The organism is Xanthomonas fragariae, assembly GCF_017603965.1.
GTDB lineage: Bacteria > Pseudomonadota > Gammaproteobacteria > Xanthomonadales > Xanthomonadaceae > Xanthomonas > Xanthomonas fragariae_A.
Genome location: NZ_CP071955.1, coordinates 514,074 through 538,449 on the forward strand (window position 1 = coordinate 514,074; position 24,376 = coordinate 538,449).

The 24,376-nt window shown below is 62.5% G+C and carries 21 protein-coding genes, 2 other RNA genes and 9 pseudogenes; 14 read left to right on the top strand and 18 right to left on the bottom strand.

From position 1 onward, the window contains the following. The first annotated feature begins 55 nt into the window (after positions 1 to 55). Together J5I97_RS02345 and J5I97_RS02350 are read left to right on the top strand one after the other, a co-directional pair. On the top strand, positions 56 to 364 hold the full coding sequence (locus tag J5I97_RS02345) for a DUF3247 family protein (RefSeq protein ID WP_208588770.1): 309 nt from the start codon (positions 56 to 58) through the stop codon (positions 362 to 364). Between the two features lie 87 nt (positions 365 to 451). Beyond that, a complete protein-coding gene (locus tag J5I97_RS02350) occupies positions 452 to 1,789 on the top strand; it encodes a PQQ-dependent sugar dehydrogenase (RefSeq protein ID WP_208588772.1) in 1,338 nt (445 codons plus the stop codon). A gap of 222 nt (positions 1,790 to 2,011) precedes the next feature. Here the strand turns inward: J5I97_RS02350 and J5I97_RS02355 are convergent, their stop codons facing one another. After that, complete coding sequence (locus J5I97_RS02355) at positions 2,012 to 2,272, bottom strand: hypothetical protein (protein WP_330873153.1); 261 nt, start codon at positions 2,270 to 2,272, stop codon at positions 2,012 to 2,014. 197 nt (positions 2,273 to 2,469) lie between these two features. Here J5I97_RS02355 and J5I97_RS02360 point away from each other — a divergent pair, with 197 nt between their 5' ends. Together J5I97_RS02360 and J5I97_RS02365 are read left to right on the top strand one after the other, a co-directional pair. Continuing rightward, positions 2,470 to 3,537, top strand: a complete 1,068-nt coding sequence (locus J5I97_RS02360) for a class I SAM-dependent methyltransferase (RefSeq protein ID WP_208588780.1) — start codon at positions 2,470 to 2,472, stop codon at positions 3,535 to 3,537. Beyond that, the gene (locus J5I97_RS02365; RefSeq protein ID WP_208588782.1) at positions 3,534 to 4,244 is read left to right on the top strand and encodes a pseudouridine synthase; all 711 of its coding nucleotides are present in this window, start codon (positions 3,534 to 3,536) and stop codon (positions 4,242 to 4,244) included. The genes J5I97_RS02360 and J5I97_RS02365 overlap by 4 nt, the downstream gene beginning before the upstream one ends. 37 nt (positions 4,245 to 4,281) lie before the next feature. On the opposite strand, the gene J5I97_RS02370 is transcribed toward J5I97_RS02365, so the two are convergent. The 7 genes and pseudogenes from J5I97_RS02370 to J5I97_RS02400 all read right to left on the bottom strand — a co-directional run bounded on the left by J5I97_RS02370 (position 4,282) and on the right by J5I97_RS02400 (position 7,672). Beyond that, a non-coding RNA gene (locus J5I97_RS02370) (sX9 sRNA) lies at positions 4,282 to 4,357 on the bottom strand. A 166-nt stretch (positions 4,358 to 4,523) separates the two neighbouring features. After that, positions 4,524 to 4,619 (bottom strand): annotated as a pseudogene (locus J5I97_RS02375) (oxidoreductase); the annotation flags it as partial. A 139-nt stretch (positions 4,620 to 4,758) separates the two neighbouring features. Further along, positions 4,759 to 5,319 carry a DUF1415 domain-containing protein gene (locus J5I97_RS02380; RefSeq protein WP_208588784.1) on the bottom strand — a complete coding sequence of 187 codons (561 nt, stop codon included), beginning with the start codon at positions 5,317 to 5,319 and terminating at the stop codon, positions 4,759 to 4,761. 172 nt (positions 5,320 to 5,491) lie between these two features. Further along, positions 5,492 to 5,701 (bottom strand): annotated as a pseudogene (locus J5I97_RS02385) (hypothetical protein); the annotation flags it as partial. Positions 5,702 to 5,773: 72 nt separating this feature from the next. Continuing rightward, positions 5,774 to 6,084 (bottom strand): annotated as a pseudogene (locus J5I97_RS02390) (hybrid sensor histidine kinase/response regulator); the annotation flags it as partial. A gap of 58 nt (positions 6,085 to 6,142) precedes the next feature. After that, positions 6,143 to 6,948, bottom strand: a protein-coding gene (locus J5I97_RS02395) for an IS5 family transposase (protein WP_208587302.1) whose coding sequence is annotated in 2 segments (ribosomal slippage) — positions 6,143 to 6,618 and positions 6,618 to 6,948 — 807 coding nt in all. Because the reading frame shifts where the segments join, the coding sequence is not laid out codon by codon here. 238 nt (positions 6,949 to 7,186) lie between these two features. Beyond that, positions 7,187 to 7,672, bottom strand: a complete 486-nt coding sequence (locus tag J5I97_RS02400) for a YajQ family cyclic di-GMP-binding protein (protein WP_208588785.1) — start codon at positions 7,670 to 7,672, stop codon at positions 7,187 to 7,189. Between the two features lie 129 nt (positions 7,673 to 7,801). On the opposite strand from J5I97_RS02400, the pseudogene J5I97_RS02405 reads away from it, so the two are divergent. Further along, positions 7,802 to 8,101: pseudogene (locus J5I97_RS02405) on the top strand (EamA/RhaT family transporter); the annotation flags it as partial. Positions 8,102 to 8,401: 300 nt separating this feature from the next. After that, positions 8,402 to 9,699, top strand: a pseudogene (locus J5I97_RS02410) (IS701 family transposase); the annotation flags it as partial. Between the two features lie 321 nt (positions 9,700 to 10,020). Here the strand turns inward: J5I97_RS02410 and tmk (J5I97_RS02415) are convergent. The 4 genes and pseudogenes from tmk (J5I97_RS02415) to tmk (J5I97_RS02430) form a co-directional block, all read right to left on the bottom strand. After that, positions 10,021 to 10,703 (bottom strand): annotated as a pseudogene (gene tmk, locus J5I97_RS02415) (dTMP kinase). A gap of 299 nt (positions 10,704 to 11,002) precedes the next feature. After that, the gene (locus J5I97_RS02420; RefSeq protein WP_208588786.1) at positions 11,003 to 11,302 is read right to left on the bottom strand and encodes a hypothetical protein; all 300 of its coding nucleotides are present in this window, start codon (positions 11,300 to 11,302) and stop codon (positions 11,003 to 11,005) included. 4 nt (positions 11,303 to 11,306) lie between these two features. After that, the gene (locus J5I97_RS02425; protein WP_238135624.1) at positions 11,307 to 12,323 is read right to left on the bottom strand and encodes a hypothetical protein; all 1,017 of its coding nucleotides are present in this window, start codon (positions 12,321 to 12,323) and stop codon (positions 11,307 to 11,309) included. A 1,117-nt stretch (positions 12,324 to 13,440) separates the two neighbouring features. Beyond that, positions 13,441 to 14,124: a dTMP kinase gene (gene tmk, locus J5I97_RS02430; RefSeq protein ID WP_208588787.1), complete on the bottom strand. Its 684-nt coding sequence runs from the start codon at positions 14,122 to 14,124 to the stop codon at positions 13,441 to 13,443. A 194-nt stretch (positions 14,125 to 14,318) separates the two neighbouring features. On the opposite strand from tmk (J5I97_RS02430), the gene rocF reads away from it, so the two are divergent. The 5 genes from rocF (at position 14,319) to J5I97_RS02455 (ending at position 17,588) form a co-directional block, all read left to right on the top strand. Beyond that, a complete protein-coding gene (gene rocF / locus J5I97_RS02435; protein WP_208588790.1) occupies positions 14,319 to 15,242 on the top strand; it encodes an arginase in 924 nt (307 codons plus the stop codon). 108 nt (positions 15,243 to 15,350) lie between these two features. Further along, entirely contained in the window at positions 15,351 to 15,503 is a 153-nt protein-coding gene (locus J5I97_RS02440) for an entericidin A/B family lipoprotein (protein ID WP_208588793.1), read from the top strand. Between the two features lie 79 nt (positions 15,504 to 15,582). After that, positions 15,583 to 15,717, top strand: a complete 135-nt coding sequence (locus J5I97_RS02445; protein WP_208588796.1) for an entericidin A/B family lipoprotein — start codon at positions 15,583 to 15,585, stop codon at positions 15,715 to 15,717. Positions 15,718 to 16,041: 324 nt separating this feature from the next. Next, positions 16,042 to 17,331, top strand: coding sequence for a tryptophan--tRNA ligase (locus J5I97_RS02450; protein WP_208588797.1), 1,290 nt, complete (start codon positions 16,042 to 16,044; stop codon positions 17,329 to 17,331). A gap of 92 nt (positions 17,332 to 17,423) precedes the next feature. Further along, complete coding sequence (locus J5I97_RS02455) at positions 17,424 to 17,588, top strand: hypothetical protein (protein WP_208591856.1); 165 nt, start codon at positions 17,424 to 17,426, stop codon at positions 17,586 to 17,588. 4 nt (positions 17,589 to 17,592) lie between these two features. Here J5I97_RS02455 and J5I97_RS02460 read toward each other — a convergent pair. Beyond that, a non-coding RNA gene (locus J5I97_RS02460) (sX9 sRNA) lies at positions 17,593 to 17,668 on the bottom strand. 206 nt (positions 17,669 to 17,874) lie between these two features. Here J5I97_RS02460 and J5I97_RS02465 point away from each other — a divergent pair. Beyond that, positions 17,875 to 18,468, top strand: a pseudogene (locus J5I97_RS02465) (drug/metabolite exporter YedA); the annotation flags it as partial. 17 nt (positions 18,469 to 18,485) lie between these two features. Further along, positions 18,486 to 19,394: an EamA family transporter RarD gene (gene rarD, locus J5I97_RS02470; RefSeq protein WP_208588801.1), complete on the top strand. Its 909-nt coding sequence runs from the start codon at positions 18,486 to 18,488 to the stop codon at positions 19,392 to 19,394. A 59-nt stretch (positions 19,395 to 19,453) separates the two neighbouring features. On the opposite strand, the gene J5I97_RS02475 is transcribed toward rarD, so the two are convergent. The 4 genes and pseudogenes from J5I97_RS02475 to J5I97_RS02490 all read right to left on the bottom strand — a co-directional run bounded on the left by J5I97_RS02475 (position 19,454) and on the right by J5I97_RS02490 (position 22,554). Beyond that, positions 19,454 to 20,569, bottom strand: a complete 1,116-nt coding sequence (locus tag J5I97_RS02475; RefSeq protein ID WP_208588802.1) for an alpha/beta hydrolase family protein — start codon at positions 20,567 to 20,569, stop codon at positions 19,454 to 19,456. 136 nt (positions 20,570 to 20,705) lie between these two features. Next, a pseudogene (locus J5I97_RS02480) lies at positions 20,706 to 20,774 on the bottom strand (ABC transporter ATP-binding protein); the annotation flags it as partial. Between the two features lie 152 nt (positions 20,775 to 20,926). Further along, positions 20,927 to 21,460, bottom strand: a complete 534-nt coding sequence (locus J5I97_RS02485; RefSeq protein WP_208588803.1) for a cytochrome b — start codon at positions 21,458 to 21,460, stop codon at positions 20,927 to 20,929. Then, on the bottom strand, positions 21,457 to 22,554 hold the full coding sequence (locus tag J5I97_RS02490; protein WP_208588805.1) for a catalase family peroxidase: 1,098 nt from the start codon (positions 22,552 to 22,554) through the stop codon (positions 21,457 to 21,459). Before J5I97_RS02490 ends, J5I97_RS02485 begins: the two co-directional genes overlap by 4 nt. A gap of 178 nt (positions 22,555 to 22,732) precedes the next feature. Here J5I97_RS02490 and J5I97_RS19710 point away from each other — a divergent pair. Then, a pseudogene (locus J5I97_RS19710) lies at positions 22,733 to 22,966 on the top strand (RNA polymerase sigma factor); the annotation flags it as partial. Positions 22,967 to 22,989: 23 nt separating this feature from the next. Here the strand turns inward: J5I97_RS19710 and J5I97_RS02500 are convergent. Then, positions 22,990 to 24,360: a leucyl aminopeptidase family protein gene (locus tag J5I97_RS02500; RefSeq protein ID WP_208588806.1), complete on the bottom strand. Its 1,371-nt coding sequence runs from the start codon at positions 24,358 to 24,360 to the stop codon at positions 22,990 to 22,992. Positions 24,361 to 24,376 lie beyond the last annotated feature (16 nt).

The following is a 24,376-nucleotide window of genomic DNA, read 5'->3' on the forward strand; positions in this document are numbered from 1 at the left end:
CGTCTTTCACGCACGCTGGCCTAGCGTGGCACGCTCCTGTGGTGGAGATGTCACGATGCCAAAATACGCCCCGCATGTTTATTCGGAACAGGTACAGATCGCCACGCTTGAGCACTGGGTATCCTTGCTCGATGGGCAGGAACGCGTGCGCATCGAACTCGATGACGGCAGCATGATCAGCGGCACGGTTGCAGTGCGTCCGAGTATTCAGATCTATCTCGACGATCAGGACAACGAAGGCTTGAACGGGCAACTGCGTCTGGATCAACTGGATGCCTCGCAGGAGCCGCAGTGGATCTGGATGGATCGGATCGTGGCGGTGCACCCGCTGTTGTTGGGAGCCGATCCGCAAGTCATGCCTTGAGGCGGGTGTGTTGACGGTGTGTTTACTTCTCACCGTCGTGCTGTCGGCATGATGACCGACTGTCGCAACCGTTCAGGATTCCTCGCAATGAATGCACCGGTGTTGAAGTTCGCTCGCTGGCCGCTGTCGTTGATGGCTGTCGCCGTTCTCGCCGCGTGCGGCGATACCGCCACGCTGGCCATCGAACAGGACACCGGGCCAAATCCGCAATTGCCCAAGCCGGTCAAACGTCTGATCCCTACTGTCAAGGTGGCGCCGGTCAAGCGCTGGGCCGCAAACGCCAAGCCCATCGCTGCCGATGATCTGCAGGTCAACGCTTTTGCCCTCGACCTGGATCACCCGCGCTGGCTGTATGTGCTGCCCAATGGCGATGTATTGGTGGCCGAGACCGCCGAGCCGCCGAAGCCGGAAGGTGCCGAAGGCGACAGCGGTCTGCGCAAGAAAGTGCAGGGCGCGATGATGAAAAAGGCCGGCGCCGTGGTGCCCAGCGCCAACCGCATCACCTTGTTGCGCGATGTCGATGGCGACGGCGCTGCCGAGGTGCGCACGCAATTCATCAGCGGCCTGTTTTCACCGTTCGGCATGGCGCTGGTCGGTGATCGTTTCTATGTCGCCAATGCCGATGCGCTGGTGAGCTTTCCCTACAAGCCCGGCGATACGCATATCACCGCCAAGCCGACGCTTGTGGCCAATCTGCCCGGTGGCCTCAACCATCATTGGACCAAGTCGCTGCTGGCCAGCCCGGACGGCAGCAAGCTGTACGTGGGCGTCGGCTCCAACAGCAACGTGGCCGAGAACGGCATGGAGGCCGAACTCAACCGTGCGGCGATCCTGGAAATCGACCCGGCCATCGGCAGCAGCCGCGTATTCGCCAGCGGCTTGCGCAATCCGGTTGGCACTGCATGGGAGCCGCAGAGTAAATCGTTGTGGGTGGTGGTCAACGAGCGCGATGAAATCGGCAGCGACCTGGTGCCGGACTACCTGACCTCGGTGCGCGACGGCGGCTTTTACGGCTGGCCTTACAGCTATTACGGCCAGCACGTGGACGAGCGGGTCGAGCCGCAAAACGCCGAGCTGGTGGCCAAGGCGATCAAGCCCGATTACGCGCTGGGCCCCCACACCGCCTCGCTCGGTTTGACGTTCGCCAGAGGCAGCTTGCTGCCGGAACGTTTCCGCCAGGGCGCCTTTATCGGCCAGCACGGCTCATGGAATCGCGATCCGCCCAGCGGCTACAAAGTGCTCTTCGTACCGTTCGTCGATGGCAAGCCCAGCGGTACGCCGATCACGGTACTTGATGGATTTCTGGATGCCGAAGGCAATGCCCAGGGGCGTCCGGTAGGCGTCTGGCCTGACAACAGCGGCGCTCTTCTGGTAGCCGATGACGTCGGCAATGTGATCTGGCGCGTGACGCCTAAAACGCGCTGAGCGCGGCTGGCACACGCACTGGGCAAGTGTGTCCAGTGAGTTTGAGCGAGGTTGCCGATGAGAGCTCAGGACTGCGATGCGTGCCTGCTGCGAGCGTTCATCGGCTGGATCGCGTAGCAGACGCGTCACTCGCTGAAGGCACGCATGCGAACAACCAGAAACCGGGCGTATACCCGGTTTTTTCGCATACGTCGCTTATGTGCGTCTGTTGAGGCAAGCGAATCAACGCGGCGCCTCTGGCGATGCGCTGAAGCGGCGTGCATATCCGCGCTCTTCGGTAATGCGGCTGATATCGTCGTCGGCCATTTCCGGTGCGCCGTAGACCGCGTAGGCCACGCTGCCGTCTTCGCGTTCGCCCACCTGATGCAGGCGGTAGCGGGGCCGGCCGGCGCCGGTGTTTTCGGGGTAGTGCATCGGTGGCGGCGTGTCGTCCAGATCCATTTCGCTGTTATCGACAACTCCACCTACGAATAGGGCTCGCATCGCGTCTCTCCGGTGTGGGGGCTAATTGCAGCCTAGGTGGGCGGATGTTGCATACGCATCAATAGTTCGTATAGGCATTGGAAGGCATGCGGCTGGAATCCCTACAGTCGACAAACCCTTACCTTTCCTTTGGCGGCGCGGCGGGCAACCGGCAGCGGTCCCTTACAATGGCGGCCTGTTCCCGACCTGACGATCCGATGGCTGGCCCGCACGATGCCCCGCTTCAAGCACTGTTCTTGCCCTTCGCCGAAGGCGTGCTGCCATGGCCCCAGCGGCCGGTGCTGTTCCTGCGCGCGCGCGACGGTTTCCCGCTGCGCGAGCGGGCAGCTGCCGACACGCTGACCTGTGAGCAGAGCTTTCGCCCATTCGCCGAGGTGCTGGAGCGCAGCGGTTGGACCGTGCGCGAAGAGAGCGAGATCGAGGCCGACAGCACGCGCTACGCGTTGGTGCTGGTGTTGCCGCCGCGTCAGCGCGAAGAAGCGCGTGCGCTGCTTGCGCGTGCAGTGGCGCTGACCGCGCCGGGTGGCCGGGTGGTCGCCTGCCAGTCCAACAACGAGGGCGCGCGCTCAGGCGAAGCCGATCTGCGCCAGCTCACCGGCCTGGCCGGCAGCCTGACCAAGCATCACTGCCGCACCTATTGGAGTCCGCAGCTACCTGCCGACACCGATGTCGCGCTGCAGGCGCGCTGGGCGATGCTGGATGCGCCACGCAAGATTCTGGATGGGCGCTTCATCAGCCGCCCCGGCGTGTTTGCCTGGGACCGCATCGATCCTGCATCCGCCTTGCTCGTCGAGCATCTGCCGGCCACGCTGGCCGGGCATGGCGCCGATCTGGGCGCAGGCTTCGGCTATCTGTCGGCCGAAGTGCTGGCACGCTGCCCCAAGATCACTGCGCTGGATCTGTATGAGGCCGAGTCGCGTGCGTTGACGCTTGCGCAGCGCAATCTGCAGGACATCGCGCATCCGGCGCAGCTGCAATACCACTGGCGCGACGTCACCGCCGGCCTGGTGGCGCAGTACGACTTCATCGTCAGCAATCCGCCGTTCCACACGCCCTCGCGTGCGGACCGCCCGGATATCGGTCAACGCTTCATTTCCGCGGCTGCGCAGGCGTTGCGTCCGGGAGGGCAGTTGTTGTTGGTTGCTAATCGGCATCTGCCTTACGAACACGTGCTCAACGAACGTTTCGGCCAGGTGCGTGTAGCCGCCGAGCGCGACGGTTTCAAGCTGATCTTTGCCATCCGCGGCCGTGGAGCGCACGCATGAAGTTGGTCAAGCACATTGCCAATCTCGGCTATGGCAGCCGTAAGCAGGTCACCCAGCTGTTCCGCCAGGGCGCAGTCACCGATGTGCAGGGTGAGGTGTTGTATGCCGACGACCAGATGGAGCACGACGCGATCCGCATCGACGGCGAGCCACTCGATCCGCCACCGGGTTTTAGCCTGCTGCTGCACAAACCCAGTGGCTACACCTGCTCGACCAAGGACACCGGCAGGCTGATCTACGAACTGCTGCCGACGCGCTTCCGTTCGCGTGCGCCGGTGCTGGCGCCGGTGGGGCGGCTGGATCGCCAGACCAGCGGCATGCTGTTGATGACCGACGACGGCGCGCTGTTGCACCGGATCATTTCGCCCAAATCCGCACTTGAAAAGGTCTATGAGATCACGCTGGCCGACGATTTGCGTGGCGATGAAGCCGCGCTGTTTTCCAGCGGCACGCTGTTGCTGGAAGGCGAAACCAAACCGCTGCTGCCGGCCGAACTGGAAGTGCTCGGCCCACGTCAGGCACGCTTGACCCTGCACGAGGGCCGCTACCATCAGGTGCGGCGTATGTTCGCTGCCGCCGGCAATCATGTGGCGGCGCTGCACCGCAGCCGGATCGGAGGGCTATCGCTGGATGCGCTGCCATCGGGGCATTGGCGCGCGTTGGAAGCGAGCGATCTGGAAGTGTTGTTCGGGCTGTCTATCTTCTGAAGATCGGTCCGTAGAGCATGTATTTTTGATTAAGAGCGGCTAACAAAACGTAGCGAGCAGTCGTCAGGTGGGTGCTCACGGCGCGGAGGAACCGAAGTGTAGGCGTGGTACATGCCGATTCCGAGCACCGGCCGCGCCCGCCTGGCGGTGAGCGCAGTCGTTTTGTTAGCCGCTCTTAATATAAAGATTGGTGCGCCATCGACATGCGGATGATTCATTCCAGTCGCCCACCCAGTTGTTTTAAGTCGACCCAACCTCGGGGCTTCTACAAAAAATGCTTCAGACGTATTGCATTTTGCGCGACATCCCGCCATCGACGATGAAGTTCTGCCTGGTCACAACGCCGGACAACTGCGACAACAGCAAGTAGACCGCCGACCTGCGCGATGGCAATCGGTCGCTGCCGATTGCGCTGTACTGGCTGCATCGTCTGGCCGCGATAGCCAATGTCAGCAAGCGCGCCGATTGCGGCTACCACACGTTGCGTGTATCCGCGAGACGTGCCTGCGGTGGCTCAGTGTTCGCCCCCGTTCAACACACGGTCCCAGCCATCGCGCCCCAGGCGTTCCAGCGTCTCGATATTACGCTCGACGATGACATCCGGATCCGGAAACGCTGCCACCGCGCGCTCCACGCTGTCTTCGCGCAACAAGTGCAGGGTAGGGAAGGGTGAGCGATTGGTGAAGTTAGCCGCATCGTCCAGAGCCGCGCCTGCAAACTGATAATCCGGATGGAAACTGGCTACCTGCAATACGCCTTGCAGATCCAGTGCTTCCACCGCCGCATCGGCGTTGTCTAGGAAGTCGTTGTAGTCCAGGAAATCGGTGAGCACGTCCGGATGCACGATCAAGGTGGTGTCGATCTGCTCGGCCGGAGTATCGCGCAGCAGCACCAGTTCTTCGGCCAATTGCTCCAGCAATGCCTCCGGCGTGCTGGCATCGCTGAGCACCAGCCGCACCTGGTCCTTGACGTAAACCGCCTTCGCGAACGGGCACAGGTTCAAACCGATCACCGCGCGCTCGATCCACTTGCAGGTGGCGGTCAACGGATCGGGCGTGGCAGGCGTGGACGTCATCGTGGCGGCGGCGTGATGGCACGCCAGTGTATGCGATCGGTGCCCGCTTAGCCGGGAGGGTGCTGCGCGGTTGTCTGTCTTGCAGCAAGCGCAACCGTCTGGTCGTGCCCAGCGCAAACAACGTAGCTCGGCCCAGGCACGCTATCGGCACATCCTGTTACCGACCTGTACGTTACCGGCGAGCGTGGCGCCAGCAACCACCGTGCCGCCCACCTGCGCGCAAGAAGCCGATGGATGTTTGCGCTAATTCGCCCGCCAGCAGCGTCTTATGCGGCGAACCGATCGCATGCGCACCGATGTCGAAGGCAACCGCCAGTTTGCGTGCAGGCGCGGTGCCAGGTGCATCGAACATGCGCAGCATCGCCGGCACAGATTGCGCGCCGCGTTGCCCGGTTTGAGCGCAGTAGCGTGCATGGTCGGCGTGCTGTTTGAAGATGCCTAACAACTCGTGCGCATGGATCGGGTTGGACAGATAACCCGCCGGTGCAGTTAGCAACATCAGCACGAAGGTGCTTAGCAACACCGGGAACGTGGCTTTTTGCCCGTCGCGGGCGACTGCTGCGATGGTGATGAACGGCAGAAACGCGTTCAACGACATCAGCAGGATGAAAGCCAGATAGGTCTGGATGCCGATAACAGCAAGTTCATCGCGACGCAGAGGCTGTATTCCAGCAGCGATTCGAACAGCAGCACGAACCTGTCGTTACGCAGCTGCTTGGCCGCCCAAATCATGCTGGTCGCTGCGCGGTTGGATGCACCACGCATCGGGGTGTGCGTCGCCGAGAGGGCGCGCACGTCGGTCATGCTTGACCAGTAAGAGCGGCTAACAAAACCCAGGAAGAAGCCGTAAGCAGATGATGGAGCATGCAAGCGAGAGCAACGCCAAGTGGAGATCGATGCGGCGTTCAAAGCGGATGCGCAGTTTGCCCAGGCCTGCGAACCAGGCATGCGTGCGCTCGACGACCCAGCGATGACGGCCCAACCGGTCGTTGCGCGCGATCCCCTTGCGTGCGATCCGCGCAATGATGCCGCGCTGCTTGAGGAAGGCGCGACAGCGGTCGATGTCGTAAGCCTTGTCGGCGTGCAATTTGTCTGGCCAACGTCGCGGGCGCCCTGGTTTGCCACCAATTGGCGGCAAGGCGTCGATCAACTCCTCGAACACGACCGAGTCGTGCCGATTGGCGCCGGTGACGCACACTGCCAAGGGCACGCCGTTGCGGTCCACGATCAGATGCCGTTTGCTGCCGAGTTTGCCGCGATCGGTCGGGTTTGGCCCGGTGTAGGCGCCCCCCGGGGGGAGGCCACACTGGCGGCGTCCAGACTGGCTCGGCTCAGATCCAGCCTCTGGGCGCGACGCAGCTCGGTCAGCAACACCTGATGCAGACGATGCCACACACCGGCGGCTTGCCAATCACGCAACCGGCGCCAGCAGGTCATGCCGCTGCCATAGCCCAGCTCCATAGGCAGGTCTTCCCATGGCACGCCCGTGCGCAGGACATAGACGATGCCGTTGAGGGCTTGCTGATCACTGATACGCGGCCGTCCACCTTTGGGCGAACGCTTCACTTGGGGAATCAGCGGCTCGATGCGCTTCCACAGCGCAATGGGGATCTCTTTGCGACGTGTCATGTCCGCAATTTTGCCACCGGCGAGACAAGATTCAAGGGGTTTTGTTAGACGCTCTAAACCAGCGGCCGTGGCCACCGCAGTGAAGCGCCGCGCAAGTGTGGCGCCCAGTGGTCGCGGCTTACATCGTCACCCAGGTGGTCGCGGCCGCTACGTGTGCGTCGAGCGACGTGCATGCGCCACTGCACCGCAACCCAGCGCGCGCGCACTACCGCCAATCACCGCACTCACGCAACCGCACTCAGTCGCGGAAGTTGTCGAACTGCAGCGGCAGCTCGAAGTCGGCCTTCTTCAGCAGCGCCATCGCATCCTGCAGATCGTCGCGCTTCTTGCCGCTCACGCGCAGTTTGTCGCCATTGATCTGCGCTTCGACCTTAAGCTTGGCTTCCTTCAACTTGGCCACCAGCTGCTTGGCCTGCTTCTGCTCGATGCCTTGCTTGACGGTGACCTTCTGCCGCGCGCCGGCCAGATTGGTTTCCATATCGCCGAACTCCAGGCAACGCACGTCGATACCACGTGCCAGCAGTCGTGCGCGCAGGATGTCGGTCATCTGCTTGACCTGGAAATCGCTGGGTGCGGACTGGTTGATCACCTTGCCGTCTTCGAGCTCGAACCTGGCCTCTACGCCCTTGAAATCGAAGCGCGTATCCAGCTCGCGGTTGGCCTGATCCACCGCATTGGTCAATTCGTGCTTGTCGACTTCGGACACCACGTCGAAGGAAGGCATGCAACGCTCCTACTGTCTGAAAACAACCGTCATTCTAGGCCATCGTGCTCAACGCCATCGCGCCGTGAGCACGGTCGAACCAAGCATTGGCGGTCGGCGCGCAAGCGCAGCGATAATGCGCCATGCCCACCCGGTTGGGTACCGTTGCGAGACGGGCACGCCGGGTTGATCGCTGGCATGAGCTTGGCCGGTGCGCCGGGGCAGATCGCGCTGACCCAGGCGTTCCTGCGCGGCGAGGCGTCGATGATCGCGCCGCTGGAATACACCTGCCTGGTCTGGGTGATTGGCTGGGACTGGCTGCTGTGGCAGACCCTGCCCGACAACTGGGCCTGGACCGGCGCCGGCATCATCGTCGCCAGCGGGCTGTATTTGCTGCGCCGGGAGCGGATTCGGCGTGCCGACCGCCCGCCGCCATTGGATAGGCCGTGAGGTCTGGATTCGGGATTGGCTGAAGCAAAGGCAAGGCGCTCTTGCCGTTGCGAATCCCCAATCCCCAATCCCCAATCCCCAATCCCCAATCCCCAATCCCCAATCCCCAATCCCCAATCCCCAATCCCCAATCCCCAATCCCCAATCCCCAATCCCCAATCCCCAATCCCCAATCCCCAATCCTACTGTGTCATAAATAGGTTATCCTGCAAGCAGTCTCTCCCACGGCGGGATCGTGATGGCCGCAGTCAGCAACAAAGCGCGTTTCTCCGCTTATCTCGATGAACTCTCCGCCGCGAACTCTCCGCCGCGCTCGGTCATGCTGACCGCACTGCGGGCCTGCGAGGCGATTGTAGTGCGTTGATGCTGCCTTTGGAGCGCAAGAGTGTTGAGCCCCTGGCTGCTCATCTGGATCCGCTTCGAACCAGGGCTCGCCATCAAGCCTTGCACCACTTCGTGGCCAAATCAGAGTGGTCCGATGCGGCCATGTTGGAGCGGGTTCGTCAGTACGTTTCGTCGCTGCTGGATTTGAAAGACGAGGTGTACTGGATCGTGGGCGACACGGGTTTTCGCAAGAAGGGCAGGTATTCGGTCGGTGTGGCCTGATAGTACTGCGGCGAGATCGGCAAGCAGGACAATTGCCAGGTGGCCGTGAGCGTATCGTTGGCGACGCCGGCAGCGAGCATTCCGATCGCTTTCAGGCTGTATCTGCCTGAAGACTGGGCCAGCGATGCAGCACGCCGGGGAAAAGCGGGAATTCCCCACGAGATTGAGTTCGCGACCAAACCGCAGATCGCACTGGCGCAGATGAAAGCAGCCCATGCCACGGGAGTGGCGCGCGGCACGGTGTTGGCCGATGCAGCCTATGGCAGCAATACGGCCTGGCGTGACGCGCTGGCTTGCCTGGAACTGAACTATGCGGTGGGAATCGTGTCGAGCGTGAAAGTCTGGCCGCCCGGACAAAGGCCCGAATCGCCGGCGGCGTGGAAAGGCCAAGGCCGACCTCCGGTTCGCCATCGTCGTACAGCCGACCATCAGCCACAGTCGGTGCAAGCGCTGGCGCTGTCGTTACCCTCCCGCGCCTTCAGGACAGTCGCGTGGCGGGAAGGCGGCAACGCACCGTTGTCGGGACGTTTCGCCGCCGTACGCGTACGTGCAGCACAAGGTGATCGCTTGCGTCAGGAGGAATGGCTGTTGATCGAATGGCCCAAAGGCCAAGACAGGCCGACCCGATACTTTCTGTCCAACCTGCCGGCAAACACGCCGCGCAAGGATCTGGTAAGGACGGTCAAGGCGCGCTGGCGGATTGAACGCGATTATCAGGATCTGAAACAGGAATTTGGCCTGGATCACTACCAAGGCCGTGGCTGGCGGGGCTTCCATCATCACGCGAGGTTATGCATCGCTGCCTATGGGTACCTGGTTGCTGAACGCTTGCGCGGGGCGCATCAAAAAAACCCTCGGAATGCGCGGAATCTCCCTTACCCGAGAATTACCGACCGCGCGGCAAGGCAATCGCGCGCCCAGCGCCACGCGAGCGACTCGATCACGACGCTGCGCTGGACAATCGCCATGGACATCGCAGCGGCACTACTTGACGGGATGCCTCCGCATCTGCGGATTTAATGACACAGTAGGACTAGGAGCCAGGAAGAGGAACAAGCGAAAGAGCCACTCCCCCTGCAACTGCGATTAGTGCCAACGTGCTTAGAGTTATCGAATAGAGCCGCCTAGAAAAACTGGGGTGGCGCTGAATAGCTCGAATGATGGCTATAGGAACCAATGCATAAAAAGCGCACAACGCAATGAAGTACCAATTGATTTGATATGCGGAGCCTTTACCTAGCAAGTTTCCGACCTGAAATAAAACCACTCCGCCTGCAAGCGATAGAAAAGAGCGATCAGTAACACGCAGCAACTCAAGCCGGGCGACCGGCCGATAGCAGCTCCAGTGCGGCCTTGTCGGCGTCGGCGTGCGTAGCGTCGCCGCTCAAGCGTTCGGCCAGTGCTGTCACCACGATGGCGTGGGCCTGGCGTAGCACGCTGTCTGCATCGGCGCTGGCGTCGATGACGTGTTTTCCCGGCAACTGCAGCTGCGCAAAAATCGTGCGGCAGCGCTCCAGGTTGTCCTGGGTTTCGAAGTGATTGGGTGCGTCGCCGCGGGCGCGGATGCGGGCCAGGCCGGTGGGCGGGGCAGGTCGAGCAGCAGCAACACGTCCGGGCGCGGCGCGAACGCGTTGCGCTCCAGCAGGTCGTCCAGCGGCAGGCCGGCGGCGCCCTGGTAGGCCAACATCGACGGGAAATAGCGGTCCAGGATCACGATGTCGCCGCGTGCCAGCGCGGGCGCGATCAAGGTGTCCACATGTTCGTGGCGGTCGCGGATCAGCAGCTCGGCTTCTTCGTCGGCGCTCAGGCGGCCGGTGGCGGCGGATTGGCGCAATTGGGTGCCCCAGGGGCCGTTGGTCGGCTCCTTGCTCAGCACCACGCGGGCGCCGGCCGCTTCCAGGGTGGTGGCCAGACGACGGGCGAGGGTGCTCTTGCCGGCGCCGTCGATCCCTTCGATCGCGATCAACAAGCCGCCGGGCTTCAGTTCGATTGTCATCGCGCTACTTTAATCGATGAATCCGCATTCCAGCATTCCAGCATTCCAGCATTGCCGTGGCAGGCGCCCTGCCGTTGACGATCCCTGCGGGTCGGGGTCTGCGCCGTTACGCGCCACCGAAGCGGCGCTGCTGTCGTGCGCGACGGCTTGCGCCGAGATTGCAGGGCGCTTCTGTTCGCAATATGCGGCCGCTGTGCGGCGAAGATCAACGTTTAGGGCTGCAGGTGAGTTGAAAAGAGCCGACACAGACATAACCCTGCGTCGGTACGGGCCAGAAGGCACCCCGATCTTGCCGAGCGCTAGGGGCCAGGAAGAGGAGCAATCGAAAGAGCAACTCCCCCTGCAACTGCGATTAGTGCCAACGTGCTTAGAGTTATCGAATAGAGCCGCCTAGAAAAACTGGGGCGGCGCTGAATAGCTCGAATGATGGCTATAGGAACCAATGCATAAAAAGCGCACAACGCAATGAAGTACCAATTGATTTGATACGCGGAGCCTTTACCTAGCAAGTTTCCGACCTGAAATAAAACCACTCCGCCTGCAAGTGATAGAAAAGAGCGGATCGCAAATGCATTGTTAGTTTGCATCTGAGTATTCATATATTCACATCAAGACGATTTGGCACACTGCCCCTGATGGGGTACTTGTGCAGGCTAAGTGGAAGCTGCGGTCTGCCGGCCTAGTTGTAGCCCCTTGCCACCTGACGCCGAGGTTACCGATGTGCTCAACCATTCTCTCGCCGGCATCCAGAGATTCTCGATAGTTGGGGTAGACATAGTTGCGCACGCCATCGGTTCCTCCTGTGACATCGGCCTTGTTTTCAGGGATGATGTTCCCAGCGGCATCCCTAGCAGAGCCCTTCACGTATGAGTAATCTTTCAGGCCCCAATTCCATTCAACTTTAAACTGAGATCCATCGGGAAACTGAATTATGTTTGTGACGACAAATGGGCTTTGTATGGCTCCGATGTTAATTACGCTTGTCAAATTCGAGACCGCGACTCGAAGCTGCTCGTTTAAGTACCAAAAAGGCCCAAGATTGTCGATGCCCAAAGCTGCTCGCGTCGCAGCCTCTCGATAAGCGGGAGTGGTGACAGCATCCATTGCGGTCATGGGGCGTGTTGCTTCGGCCTGCGGACCAACCCTGGCTGCTATTTTGCTTGCTGCAGCGGAGGTGGCTATAGTGATGTTTGCCGGCAGCGTGCTTACAACATAGGGAGATCCACCGTTCGCATCGTACACAGCGAGGCCTGCAGCGAGGCCCTGCTGCTCGACAGCTGTCAGAGCGACTTCTTTTACGAGAAGTTGCCCACCAGCAGTTACCGTCATTTTTGGGTCTGAGGTACGCCGAACATAGTCTGCTGCAGGTACAGACATCGGATTTGGTGGGCTACCCCCGCCGTTGACCGAGACGATCATGTGGTAGACCGTTCGGCGATTGAAATCCCACAGATGGTGATCACCTACCCCGAACTCGCGAGACATTGTCTGCTTCTGTCCAAGGTTGCAATCATTACAAATTCCGACTGCTGCGTAAGCTGAGGCCGAAAAAGCAAACCCTGCCACGAGCACCGCACTCACCACGCACTTGATCAATGTCAACACCTTTTGCGTTTCCATGGAACGTCCTGATTAGCCCTGAACTCTCAGCCGGCCTTTTCGCGACGGCCCTACAGACGGGGCCATTTTGCTTGGCATTTGCAACCATGTCCACTGTCGGCGTTGCTGACGCGTGGTGGCTGGCCCGACGTTTTTCAGCCAGGAAGCCCTATCGCCGCCTTGAATTAGGCTTATGTAGGGAGAAGCGTGGAATTGCTGTAGCTGAGGGTCAGGGCTAATCAGGTGGAACGTTATTGCTCCAATTTTCAGTTTCAGGGCTAAACTGTAATTGCTTCAAATAGAACATGGTTTCCTTGTGATGCGGCGCACATACGTTGAGGTAGTTCGGCATTCGGCGCGCGTCCGCCGGTCCGAGCCCTTAGTCTGTTTCGCTGGCACATTGCTACTCAGCGCGCTCGCTCAACGACTGGAGTTGCTTGTTGATAATAGCTTCCTCGGCACCGCATTTCGGGCAGCTGATGATAGATTCTCCGCCAAGCGGAGTGATCAGGTCGGTTCCGCCAGTGCGTGCGGTCTACAAGTTCCTGCACTCCAAGCATTCCGCCTCCAGTGAATGAACACCGAGCCACTGAGGTGACCTTTTTGTGAGCTCCGATTTGCTGAACTTTCCTGCCACGCTGTGGATCTTGAATTTCCGGGTCTGCAACATGGGTCAGCTCCTTAACGTTTTGTGATGATCACCATACGGCAGTCGGCTTACTAAGAACCGATTGAAGTCCGGCTGAGCGGAAATTCCCCACACCGCGCGGAAACCCTTACAGCACAAGGGGGCTTGAATCCGGGTGCCGGCACCATCTCAGATAGACCGTCGCTGTAGCGCTTCTGTTGAACAGGCGCACTGATGCGCTTGGGTTGCGCTTCTTCCTTCGGGTCATTTGATCGCGCATAAATAGTGCCGATTCCCTTTACGTCGGGCTAGTGCTTCTCTGGAGGCGGAGGGCGCAGATAGCGCTGCATGAGGGTGTGGCAGCTTCGAAAACTGCTGGCTGGCCGTACCCGGGGGGGAGAGGGGCTTTGAGCAGCGCTTGAGGATTGTGCACGGGTACGTTGTTCGCCGCTCGCAGGCGTAGCTCGCAACTCACACTCTGCTGCTTGCGTGTCAGTAACACGCAGCAACTCAAGCCGGGCGACCGGCCGATAGCAGCTCCAGTGCGGCCTTGTCGGCGTCGGCGTGCGTAGCGTCGCCGCTCAAGCGTTCGGCCAGTGCTGTCACCACGATGGCGTGGGCCTGGCGTAGCACGCTGTCTGCATCGGCGCTGGCGTCGATGACGTGTTTTCCCGGCAACTGCAGCTGCGCAAAAATCGTGCGGCAGCGCTCCAGGTTGTCCTGGGTTTCGAAGTGGTTGGGTGCGTCGCCGCGGGCGCGGATGCGGGCCAGGCCGGTGGGCGGGGGCAGGTCGAGCAGCAGCAACACGTCCGGGCGCGGCGCGAACGCGTTGCGCTCCAGCAGGTCGTCCAGCGGCAGGCCGGCGGCGCCCTGGTAGGCCAACATCGAGGGGAAATAGCGGTCCAGAATCACGATGTCGCCGCGTGCCAGCGCGGGCGCGATCAAGGTGTCCACATGTTCGTGGCGGTCGCGGATCAGCAGCTCGGCTTCTTCGTCGGCGCTCAGGCGGCCGGTGGCGGCGGATTGGCGCAACTGGGTGCCCCAGGGGCCGTTGGTCGGCTCCTTGCTCAGCACTACGCGGGCGCCGGCCGCTTGCAGGGTGGTGGCCAGACTGCGGGCGAGGGTGGTCTTGCCGGCGCCGTCGATCCCTTCGATCACGATCAATAAGCCGCCGGGCTTCAGTTCGATTGTCATCGCGTTACTGTAATCGATGGATCAGCATTCCGGCGTCGCCGTGGAAGTCGCCCTGCAGGCGCCGGTCCGCGCGCGTCCGGGTGTCTGCCGCTGGCCGCCGAAGTGATGCGAGCGGTGTGCCATGCTGCGCTGCCGCGCGTCACGGCGTGAGCGCGCCACTAGAGTGCACGGCTTTATCGATGCTGGAGCAATGCATGGCAACGCAGGACCTGCCGGTTTCCCTGATTGGCGTTCCCACCGACATCGGCGCCGGCCATCGCGGTGCGCGGATGGGGCCAGAAGCGCTGCGCATCGCCGGTCTGCAGGAGGCATTGACCGGCCGCGGCGTGGAGGTGCGCGACCTGGGCAACCTGGATGGTCCGCGTAATCCCTGGCAGGCCCCACAGGCCGGCTATCGGCATCTGGATGAAGTGGTGGCCTGGAACCAGGCGCTGATGGACGCCAGCTATGCCGAACTGCGCGCCGGACGCATGCCGATCATGCTCGGCGGCGACCATTGCCTGGGGATCGGCTCCATCACCGCGGTGGCGAACTATTGCCGCGAGCAAGGGCGACCACTGCGGGTGCTGTGGCTGGATGCGCATTCGGACTTCAACACCAGCCAGGTCACCCCGTCTGGCAACGTGCACGGCATGCCGGTGGCCTGCCTGTGCGGGCTGGGGCCAGACGCGCTGACTCATCTGGGCGGCAGTGCGCCGGCGCTGTTGCCCGAGCAGGTGCGGCAGATCGGCATCCGCTCGGTTGATCCCGACGAGAAGCGCTTGATCAAGCAGCACCGCATCGACGTCTACGACATGCGCTACATCGACGAAGCCGGCATGAAACGCACCATGGAAGCTGCGCTGCACGGCATGAGCGAAGACACCCATCTGCATGTGAGCTTCGATGTCGACTTCCTTGATCCCAGCATCGCGCCGGGGGTGGGCACCACTGTGCCGGGTGGCCCCAACTACCGCGAGGCACAATTGGTGATGGAAATGATTGCCGACACCGGGCGCATGGGATCGTTGGATATCGTCGAGCTCAATCCGGTACTGGACAACCGCAACGCCACCGCCGAACTGGCGGTGGATCTGGTCGAGAGTCTGTTCGGCAAGTCGACGCTGATGCGAGATTGATCGACCGCTGAACGCGGCGGGCCGCGTTCACATCAAATCCACGGCCGCGCAGTCAGATTTGGCGCCAAGCACGGTGCATTGGCACCGGCGCATAACAGAGGAAAACCGATGAAGCGACTGCTGACACTGATGGTGCTGGGCCTGTTTTCGGTCGGCGTGATGACTGGCTGTAACACCGTTGCTGGCGCCGGCAAGGACATCCAACGCGCGGGCAGCAAGGTCGAAAAGAAGGCCGATAACTGCAGCGACGGTAAATGCTGATTTCGCGTTTTGTTTGATATTAGTTGTTTGATTTGATTGATCTGCGGCAAGTCGCCGCTTACCCAAGAAGGAGTCTGTTATGAAGCGTGCAATTGTGCTGCTGGTGCTTTCGGTGTTGTCGGTCGGTATGCTGTCGGGTTGCAACACCGTCGCAGGTGCCGGCAAGGACGTGAAGGGCGCTGGCGAGAAAGTGGAAGACGCTGCGCGCAAGTGATCTAACGCCGCATGCAGAAAAAACGGGCCGCAAGGCCCGTTTTTTTGGCCCGATGTTTTCGTAGGGGCGTTGGCGCGTCAAACGCGCGCAGTATGCGCTCCGGCGAAAAGTCGCTGAGCTGCAGCCAGGCTGGTGGCCTGGACAAAGCGCCTAACGCAGTGTCGGCGCGCCACAGGCCGATTTGCACTCATGCCAACGTGCATAAATGCTCTAACGCGGCCCGTTCTGTGTTGGCTTCGCAAGAACTACGTGTTCAGCCCGATGCGACGATGGCAGGTGCACGGAACCGCTAGACTTGCCGGCTGACTCCCTGGCATTACGCAGATGACCACTCGCGTCCTCACCGGCATTACCACCTCCGGCACCCCGCATCTGGGCAATTACGTCGGCGCGATTCGCCCGGCCATCCAGGCCAGCACGGCTGCCGATGCGGAGAGCTTCTACTTCCTGGCCGACCTGCACAGCCTGATCAAGGCGCAGGACCCGGCACGCACCCAGCGCTCGACGCTGGAAATCGCTGCCAGTTGGCTGGCCTGCGGCCTGGACCCGGAAACGGTGTGGTTTTATCGCCAGTCCGATGTGCCTGAAACCACCGAGTTGATGTGGCTGCTGACCTGCGTGGCCGGCAAGGGCATCCTCAACCGCGCGCATGCCTACAAGGCGGCGGTGGACAAGAACCGCGCCGATAACGAGGACGACGATGCGGGCGTGACCGCCGGCTTGTTCATGTATCCGGTACTGATGGCAGCGGACATCTTGATCTTCAACGCGCACAAGGTGCCGGTGGGACGCGACCAGATCCAGCACATCGAGATGGCGCGCGATTTCGCACAGCGCTTCAACCATGTGTATGGCCGCGACTTTTTCACCTTGCCCGAAGCGGTGATCGACGAGCAGGTGTCCACCTTGCCAGGCCTGGACGGCCGCAAGATGAGCAAGAGCTACGGCAATACGATTCCGCTGTTCGCACCGCGCGAGCAATTGCGCAAGCTGGTGTTCTCCATCCTCACCGATTCGCGCGCCCCGGGCGAAGCCAAGGACACCCAAGGCTCGGCGTTGTTCCAGCTGTATCAGGCATTCGCCACGCCGCAGGAAACGGCTGTATTTGCGCAGGCCTTTGCCGGTGGGATCGGTTGGGGCGATGCCAAGCAGCAGGTGTTCGAACGCATCGATCAGGAGATCGCGCCGCTGCGAACGCGCTATGAAGCGCTGATGGTCGAGCCGGCCAGGATCGAAGCGATTCTGCGTGCCGGTGGCGCACGTCTGCGCGCGCGCTACGCCACGCCGTTGCTGGCCGAGTTGCGCGATGCGGTGGGCTTGCGCGACCTGTCCAGTCAGACCGGAACATCTACGACCGATGCTGGCGAAAAAATCGCGTTGCCGGCGTTCAAGCAATACCGCGAAAATGATGGGCAGTTCTATTTCAAGTTGAACGATGGTGCCGGCATGTTGCTGTTGCAGAGCGGCGGCTTCGCGTCGCCGCGCGATGCCGGCCAGTTGATTGCGCGGCTGAAACAGGCCAAGCAGGCCAGCGATCTGCAATTGCCGGGTGTGCATGCGCAGGTGGATGCATGCGTGATTCTTGCGGCCATGCACGCACTGCGCGAGGCGTAAACGCAGCGATGGTGTGAGCGGTTGGCTGCTCGCTGCAAGCAGCCTGGGCGGTGCGCGGCACGTGTGTGGACGCATTGACTACGGCGTACTGCTTGCTACCACCAACCCTGCGATGGGACGCCAGCGGTCACGCGACCGACACCACGCTGGTCTACGACATGGGCGTGGCGCTGGCCAACTGCCGGCAGTTGCCGGGCTGGCAGGACAGTTCGGAGTTCAAGGCGATCCGCGCCCAGCGCGAGGCGGCACGCAAATAAGAGTGGCTAACAAAACGTAGCGAGCAGTCGCCAGGTGGGTGCGGACGGCGCGGAGGAACCGCAGTGTACGCGTGGTACATGCCGATTCCGAGCACCGGCCGCGCCCACCTGGCAGCTGCGCAGTACTTTTGGTAATCGCTCCAAGTGCCATGCGGTCGGTGCAGTGTTGAATGTGCCGCCCGCAAGGGTGCAATGCAGTGATCCGTTGAGCGCGCAGTCGCGTCCGCTACTGCACTGGCAGGGCTGATTTAGAATAGGCGGTCCTGGCTATTGTCGGCACTGCCCAATGTCTTATTTTCACGACGCTGCCGCGCCTGCACGCAGTGGGCTGGTCGTCCTGGCCTTGCTGCTGGTCTATGTGGTGTGGGGCTCGACCTATCTGGCGATTCGCTTTGCGCTGGAAGGTGGCGCGCAGCCGCCGACTATGGTGTCGGGTGCGCGTTTCATCGTGGCCGGCACGGTGTTGTATGCGGTCCTGCGCTGGTGTGGTGTGGCCGCGCCAACGCGTGCGCAATCGAAGAACGTGGCGTTAATGGGTGCGGGGTTGCTGCTGCTGGGCAACGGCATGGCGGTGCTGGCCGAGCGCAGTGTGTCGTCCTGCCTGCCCGCCACTGCGGTGGCATCGGTGCCATTGTGGATGGTCTTGTCTGGCGCGTTGCGCGGGCAGCACGCAAGTCGTGGCGAATGGCTGGGCAGCGTGATCGGCTTTCTGGACGTGGGCTGGCTCACCGCCGGCAGCAGCCTTACCGCAACGCCGGGCGGATTGGTGTCGTTGCCGATCGCGCCGATCGGTTGGGTGTGCTCGCGCGGGCGCGATCTGCCATCGTCGTCCATGACCGCGGTCGGGCAGATGCTGTGCGGCGGCGTGCTGGTGGTCGCCTTCGCCAGGGCGCGGAGATGAGTGCGGTCTCGCCGATCGAGACACGTCGTGGGCTGTTGATCACCGCAGCGGCCTTCGTGGTGTGGGGTGTGGTGCCGCTGTATTGGCATCTGCTCAAGGCAGTGCCGTCGCTGCAGATCATTGCGCACCGTATCGTGTGGAGCACCGTGCTGGTGGTGGCCTGGTTGCTGGCGACATCGGGGGTGCGTTGGTGGCGCGAGATTGCAGCACAGCCGCGCGCGCTACGGATGCTGGCCGGCAGCAGCGTGGCGATCGCGTTCAATTGGGGTCTGTATATCTGGGCGATCAACGCCGGCCATGTGATCGAGGCCAGCCTGGGCTACTTCATCAATCCGCTGCTGAGCGTGTTGCTGGGTGTGCTGGTGTTGAAGGAGCGCTTGCGCCGCATCCAGTGGGTGGCGGTGGTGTGCGCGGCTGCGGGTGTGTTGTGGTTGACCCTCGATGCCGGCGCGCCGCCGTGGATCGCGTTGGGGCTGGCGTTTTCGTTCGGCGCCTATGGTTTGCTGCGCAAGTTGGTTTCGGTGGATTCGGTGGCCGGTCTTGGTGTTGAAAGCGTGTATCTGTTCGTGCCGGCCCTGCTGCTGGCCACATGCGGCGACCAGGGACACTGGGGCGGATTTTTGAGCGGCTGGAGCCTGCGCACCGATCTGTTGCTGATCTTCGGCGGGGTGGTAACGGCATTGCCGCTGATCGGGTTTGCGTATGGTGTGCGGCGGATCCCACTGTCGCTGGTGGGCATCCTGCAATACATCGGGCCGAGTCTGCAGTTGCTGCTAGGTGTGTGGTTTTTCCAGGAGCCGTTTGATCAGAGACATGCGATCGGTTTCGCCACCATCTGGGTCGGTTTGCTGCTGTTCGTCGGCGACAGCGTGTTGCGTTCGCGGCAGCCGGTTGTGCTGCGCTGAGGGATTGCGTCGCTGCGTGCTGGGCGCGTGGTGCGCGTCAGAACGCGTTTGTTGCGGTATCAGCTGCGAGGCACCGGCAGTAGGGCTGCTACCGCGAATGTGGAAGCAGGCAGCGCCTGCGGCGCGGGGCAGTGGCTCGGGTCTTGTTGCGTCTGCGCCAGCCACTGATCGATCGGCCCGCCGAGCAGATCCAGCCGTAGCGGCAGGCTCAGATGATTCTCTCCGGGCAGTTCGACGTAGCGTACGCGCGGGCTGGCCAGCGCCAGCGCGCGGCCATGCGCAACCGGAATGTGCTGATCGGCATCGCCATGCAACAACAACACACAGCTGCGCATGTCGGCCAATTCGTGCGCGACATCGATGCGATCCAGATCCAGTTTGAGTTGGGTGTCGGCCGCGGCGATCACTGCATCGATATTCTGGTCGGCATACCGCCAACGCGCGTACGCGGCAACCGCCTGCGCGCGCCAACCATTGGGCTGGCTGGCGAGCAGGTGCGGCATCATGTCGCGAATGCCGCGCCCGGCGTTGGCGAAGGATTCCATCGCCACCACGCCGGCAACGCGGTCGCCAAGCTTGTCGGCGGTGAACAACGCGGTGGCGGCGCCATAGGAAATGCCGAACAGATACAGTGGGCTGCGGATTTCGCCGCTTGGTTGCAGTGCGTCGAGCACAGCGATGACGTCATCGGATTCGCGCGTGCCGTAACCGGACGGACCACCGCCGGAATGACCGTGGTTACGTAGGTCGATGGTGATCACTCGGTAGCCAGCCTGCGCCAGCTGCAGCGACCACGGCAGCAGCGAGTCGCCATCCATCATCCAGCCGTGCAATAGCACCACGGTGCCGCGCGGCGCCAGCGCCGCGACGGTGGGCGCCTTGAAGCTGAAGTCCACATCCAGCGCATGTGCCGGATCGTTGCGTTGGCCGAGATAGCGATAGCGCATGGCGTACTGGCCGGGATCTATCGCACGCCAGAAGATCGGCACCTGATCGCGCGTCACCACATGCCCGCTGCGGTTGGGCACCGTGGCGATGGTGGCGGCAATGCGCTCCTGGTCCAGCAACGGCGACACCCCACCGGGCGCAACCAGACGCTCGCTGAGCGAGGTCGAGGACGAAGAACAGCCGGCAAGCCACAGGCAGGCGCAGGCCAGCAACAACAAACGCGTCATGGCGGCACATCGTATGGATCAAATGGCCAAGCACCCTACGACCTGCCCAATTCGCGCAGCTACCGCACTACAGTGACAAAACGATGACAGTGCCCTATGCGTTCAGCCGCAGCGCGCGTCAGGTGAGCTCTGGCTGATCGCCGGTGGGTTGATCGCAGATCAAAAAAGTAGGGTCGGACAGGATCGCCCGTGCAATCGCCACTTGTTAGCCAATCTTATCGGGCGGCGATCGGGCGAGGGATCGCAACCGGGCGCTGATTACGGCTCCTTTGGCCATATTGACCTTGTGCCCCAGCTTTTGTCCAGCTGGGGAGATGCCTGTGATCTGCGCAGCCCTGGACAGATCCGAGAGCTGGCCTACCGCCCCCCACGCGCCATGCTGGAAAACACACCATCCCGCCGTATCCAGGCATGAAATAGCGCAGCGCTCAAATGCCCCAGCACAGTGGCGAACAACAGATATGCCAACCAGCCGTGTGCGCTACGCAACCACGCATATAGCGCCGGATCGTGCGGTGCGATTGCTGGCAAGTTCGCGCCCTGCCACAGCACGATCGGATAACTACCGGCCGACAACATCGCCCAGCCGATCAGTGGCATGCCCAGCATCAGCGCATACAGCAACCAGTGCGACGCAATCGCGGCGGCCTTCTGCCAAGCGGGCAGATCGGCCGGCAACGGCGGTGGGCGGTGACGCAGACGGTTGATCCACCGCAGCACCGCAAGAATCAAAATCGCGATGCCCAGCGGACGGTGCAGATCGATCAACCACGGCCGCTGCGTCACCGAGGCGACCATGCCTACGCCAACGAACAGCATGGTCAGGATCATTGCCGCCATCAGCCAGTGCAGCACGCGGGCAGGCAGGTTGAAGTGGGTATGGCTGCTCATGGGTGGGCTTCCTGGCCGGTGGCAGCGCTGCCTTGGCCGTTGGCGATCTCATGCTCGCGCCGGTTGAACGATTGCGAATACACCGAAGAACGTGCCGCCAGGATCGGGTCGTTCGATCTGGCGATGCCCTTGGGCAGGATCAGCGGGTCGTAATTCAGATCGCGACAGGGGCCGGTGGCTTGCGGCTCGGCATGATCGATCGACACGGTGCCGGCCACGATCTGCTTGCGGCTTTCCGGCCACGGCTGCGACGGATCGTCGACCGGATCGTCCGGTTCGGCGACGGTCAGCACCAGATCCCAGCGCAACGGTCCCTGCGTCAGGCGCGTGTCCAGATCGGTGGCGAGAAAATCGCCATCGGCCTGCGCCCTTTGCTGCGCACTCAACGCTTTGAACGGCGTATGCGGACGCATCGACCAGCGGATGTAGCGCTCGCGTCCATCGGCGGCGATTGCGCGGAATGCGTTGACGCCGTTGTACTGGGTGTTGGCCCAGCTGTCCGACCACGGTGCGGTTTTGGCCCACTGCTGAAACTTGGCCGCTTCCGGATACTGCTTACCGAATGCTGCCAGCTTGGCCGGGTCGGGCTTACCGGTGGCCGGGTCCGGCTTGGAGGCCATGTTGAGCGCCTGAAAACCGGCCGGCGTGGCGACCACGAAGAACGGGAAACTGTTCATCGCGGTGCGCCATTCCTGCCCATCGTCGCTACGCAACAGCAGCGCCATGCTGCGCACCCGCGCCGCGCCATCGGCCCCGTGCGGGTCGCTGCCGCCGATCGACATCCGCCCCAACACCGACGTGCTGGCCTGGCTGAAGATGCGTGCCGACGACAGCCAGGTCGCCTTGCCGCTGGCCTGAAATTGGCCGCTGACGCACACGCCTTTGGTGTGCGCGCGACGGAAGCCCGGATGCGGTGGCCCGCTCGCTTCGATGGTGTCGGTCATGCGCGCGGCGGTGAGCCGGTCGCCGCCGATCCAGCCGGCCGTGCAGGCGAACGCGAGCGCAATGCCGCAGGCAATCGCTGCAATGCCGAGCAACGGCGCCACGGGAGGAGGTGCGCGCTGCGGCGGTGGAGATGGAGGTGGCAAGGTCATGGCTGGCTCCGCGATTCGATGAGGCAAGTGGTCGATGCAGTGGGTCGTCAATGCAGTGAGACGACGTGCGATACGGTTTATTTCCGTCGACATAAAAAAGTTCGGCACGCACGCGACCCGTGGGAATAGTCCACGCTCTAGTGCGTCTACTGTGTGATGCCAGCACCACAATCGGCCGATGGATGATCTGGACGACCGACTTCGCGCGGTGCTGTCGGCACTGCGCCGCCTTGTGCGCTCGCTGACCGGCGAGCCAGTCACTGCCGAGGATCTTGGTGCAGGCCACGCTGGAACGCGCGCTGCGGCGCTGGCGCGCACCCGGCACACCCTCGAGGCGTTGCAACCGTGGCTGTTCGCCGTTTTTTATCGCCATTTGCTGGACGCGCAGCAACGTGCTGCGCGTTATGGACGCCCGCGCTGTATCGCAGCGCTTACTTAACCGCCGTAACGCTGCTTCAGCATCGCGTAGGCCGAGCGCAGTGCCAGCGCTTCGCCACCTGCCGGGCGGCCGGGGCGCTCGCTGTCGTTCCAGGCGTAGACGTCCAGATGCGCCCAGCACTGGCCAGGTGCGACAAAACGCTCCAGATAAAGCGCGGCGGTCACCGCGCCAGCCATGCGCGAGCCGGCGTTGGCCATATCGGCCACATGGCTGTTGAGATAACGCAGGTACGGGCGCCATAGCGGCATGCGCCAGACCGGGTCGCGGGTCTGCTCGCCGGCACTCAGCCAAGCCTGCGCCAATGCATCGTCGTTGGCGAACAGTGCCGGCAGGTCCGGACCCAACGCGATACGTGCGGCACCGGTGAGCGTGGCGAAATCCAGGATCAGATCCGGGCGCTGTTCGGTGGCGTAGCTCAGCGCATCGCACAGTACCAGCCGGCCTTCGGCATCGGTGTTGTCCACTTCCACGCTGACGCCGGCGCGCGTGGTGATCACTTCGCCAGGACGGAACGCATTCGGGCCCACTGCGTTTTCCACTGCAGGAATCAGCAGCGTCAGCCGCACCGGCAACTGCTGCGCCATCACCAGGCCGGCCAGCGCCAATGCGTGCGCTGCACCGCCCATGTCCTTTTTCATGTTGCGCATGCCGTCGGCCGGCTTCAGATCTAGGCCGCCGGTGTCGAAGCACACGCCCTTGCCGACCAGCACCAGATGCGGATGCTCGGCCGCGCCCCAACGCAATGCGATCAAGCGCGGCGCACGATGCGAGGCACGTCCCACCGCATGGATGGTGGGAAAGTTCTGCGCCAGCAACGCTTCGCCGACGATGGCCTCGACCTGCGCACCATGCGCCTGCGCCAGCGTGTGCACGGCATCTTCCAGTTGCTGCGGACCCATGTCTTCGGTGGGCGTGTTGACCCAATCGCGCACGCGGATGCAGGCCTCGATCAAGGCGCAGGTTTCTGCCGAGGGCGTGGCCGCCAGTTCGGCCGGCGCGCGCGGCACCTTGCGATAGCGCGAGAAGCGATACGCGCCCAACCCCCAGCCCAATTGCAGCAACGCCTGTTCGCTCTCGCTCAATGCGCTGGACAGCATCCAGCGACTGGCTGGCGGCAGCGCCAACGGTGCATGTGCGTAAGCGTAGGCATCGGCGCGATCGCCGATACCGAGGATCGCTCCGGCCAGTCCTTGCTCGCCCGGCAACAACAACACGCTACCCGGCGCGGCGTCGAAGCGCTGCGCCTGCGCCCACGACAGCACGCGCGTTGGCTGCTCGGCGCACCAGCGCGCAAAGCCTTCGCGGTCGAGCACATACAGCGGCAAGGCCGCAGCGTTGGAATCGATGAAACCGGTGAGGTGCGACATGGAAATCCTCGAATGC

Excerpts from the sequence above, each read along its gene's own strand:
- J5I97_RS02345 (WP_208588770.1), top strand. The coding sequence starts at position 56 with ATGCCAAAATACGCCCCGCATGTTTATTCGGAACAGGTACAGATCGCC.
- J5I97_RS02350 (WP_208588772.1), top strand. The coding sequence starts at position 452 with ATGAATGCACCGGTGTTGAAGTTCGCTCGCTGGCCGCTGTCGTTGATG.
- J5I97_RS02355 (WP_330873153.1), bottom strand. The coding sequence starts at position 2,272 with ATGCGAGCCCTATTCGTAGGTGGAGTTGTCGATAACAGCGAAATGGAT.
- J5I97_RS02360 (WP_208588780.1), top strand. The coding sequence starts at position 2,470 with ATGGCTGGCCCGCACGATGCCCCGCTTCAAGCACTGTTCTTGCCCTTC.
- J5I97_RS02365 (WP_208588782.1), top strand. The coding sequence starts at position 3,534 with ATGAAGTTGGTCAAGCACATTGCCAATCTCGGCTATGGCAGCCGTAAG.
- J5I97_RS02380 (WP_208588784.1), bottom strand. The coding sequence starts at position 5,319 with ATGACGTCCACGCCTGCCACGCCCGATCCGTTGACCGCCACCTGCAAG.
- J5I97_RS02400 (WP_208588785.1), bottom strand. The coding sequence starts at position 7,672 with ATGCCTTCCTTCGACGTGGTGTCCGAAGTCGACAAGCACGAATTGACC.
- J5I97_RS02420 (WP_208588786.1), bottom strand. The coding sequence starts at position 11,302 with ATGAATACTCAGATGCAAACTAACAATGCATTTGCGATCCGCTCTTTT.
- J5I97_RS02425 (WP_238135624.1), bottom strand. The coding sequence starts at position 12,323 with ATGGAAACGCAAAAGGTGTTGACATTGATCAAGTGCGTGGTGAGTGCG.
- tmk (WP_208588787.1), bottom strand. The coding sequence starts at position 14,124 with ATGACAATCGAACTGAAGCCCGGCGGCTTATTGATCGTGATCGAAGGG.
- rocF (WP_208588790.1), top strand. The coding sequence starts at position 14,319 with ATGGCAACGCAGGACCTGCCGGTTTCCCTGATTGGCGTTCCCACCGAC.
- J5I97_RS02440 (WP_208588793.1), top strand. The coding sequence starts at position 15,351 with ATGAAGCGACTGCTGACACTGATGGTGCTGGGCCTGTTTTCGGTCGGC.
- J5I97_RS02445 (WP_208588796.1), top strand. The coding sequence starts at position 15,583 with ATGAAGCGTGCAATTGTGCTGCTGGTGCTTTCGGTGTTGTCGGTCGGT.
- J5I97_RS02450 (WP_208588797.1), top strand. The coding sequence starts at position 16,042 with ATGACCACTCGCGTCCTCACCGGCATTACCACCTCCGGCACCCCGCAT.
- rarD (WP_208588801.1), top strand. The coding sequence starts at position 18,486 with ATGAGTGCGGTCTCGCCGATCGAGACACGTCGTGGGCTGTTGATCACC.
- J5I97_RS02475 (WP_208588802.1), bottom strand. The coding sequence starts at position 20,569 with ATGACGCGTTTGTTGTTGCTGGCCTGCGCCTGCCTGTGGCTTGCCGGC.
- J5I97_RS02485 (WP_208588803.1), bottom strand. The coding sequence starts at position 21,460 with ATGAGCAGCCATACCCACTTCAACCTGCCTGCCCGCGTGCTGCACTGG.
- J5I97_RS02490 (WP_208588805.1), bottom strand. The coding sequence starts at position 22,554 with ATGACCTTGCCACCTCCATCTCCACCGCCGCAGCGCGCACCTCCTCCC.
- J5I97_RS02500 (WP_208588806.1), bottom strand. The coding sequence starts at position 24,360 with ATGTCGCACCTCACCGGTTTCATCGATTCCAACGCTGCGGCCTTGCCG.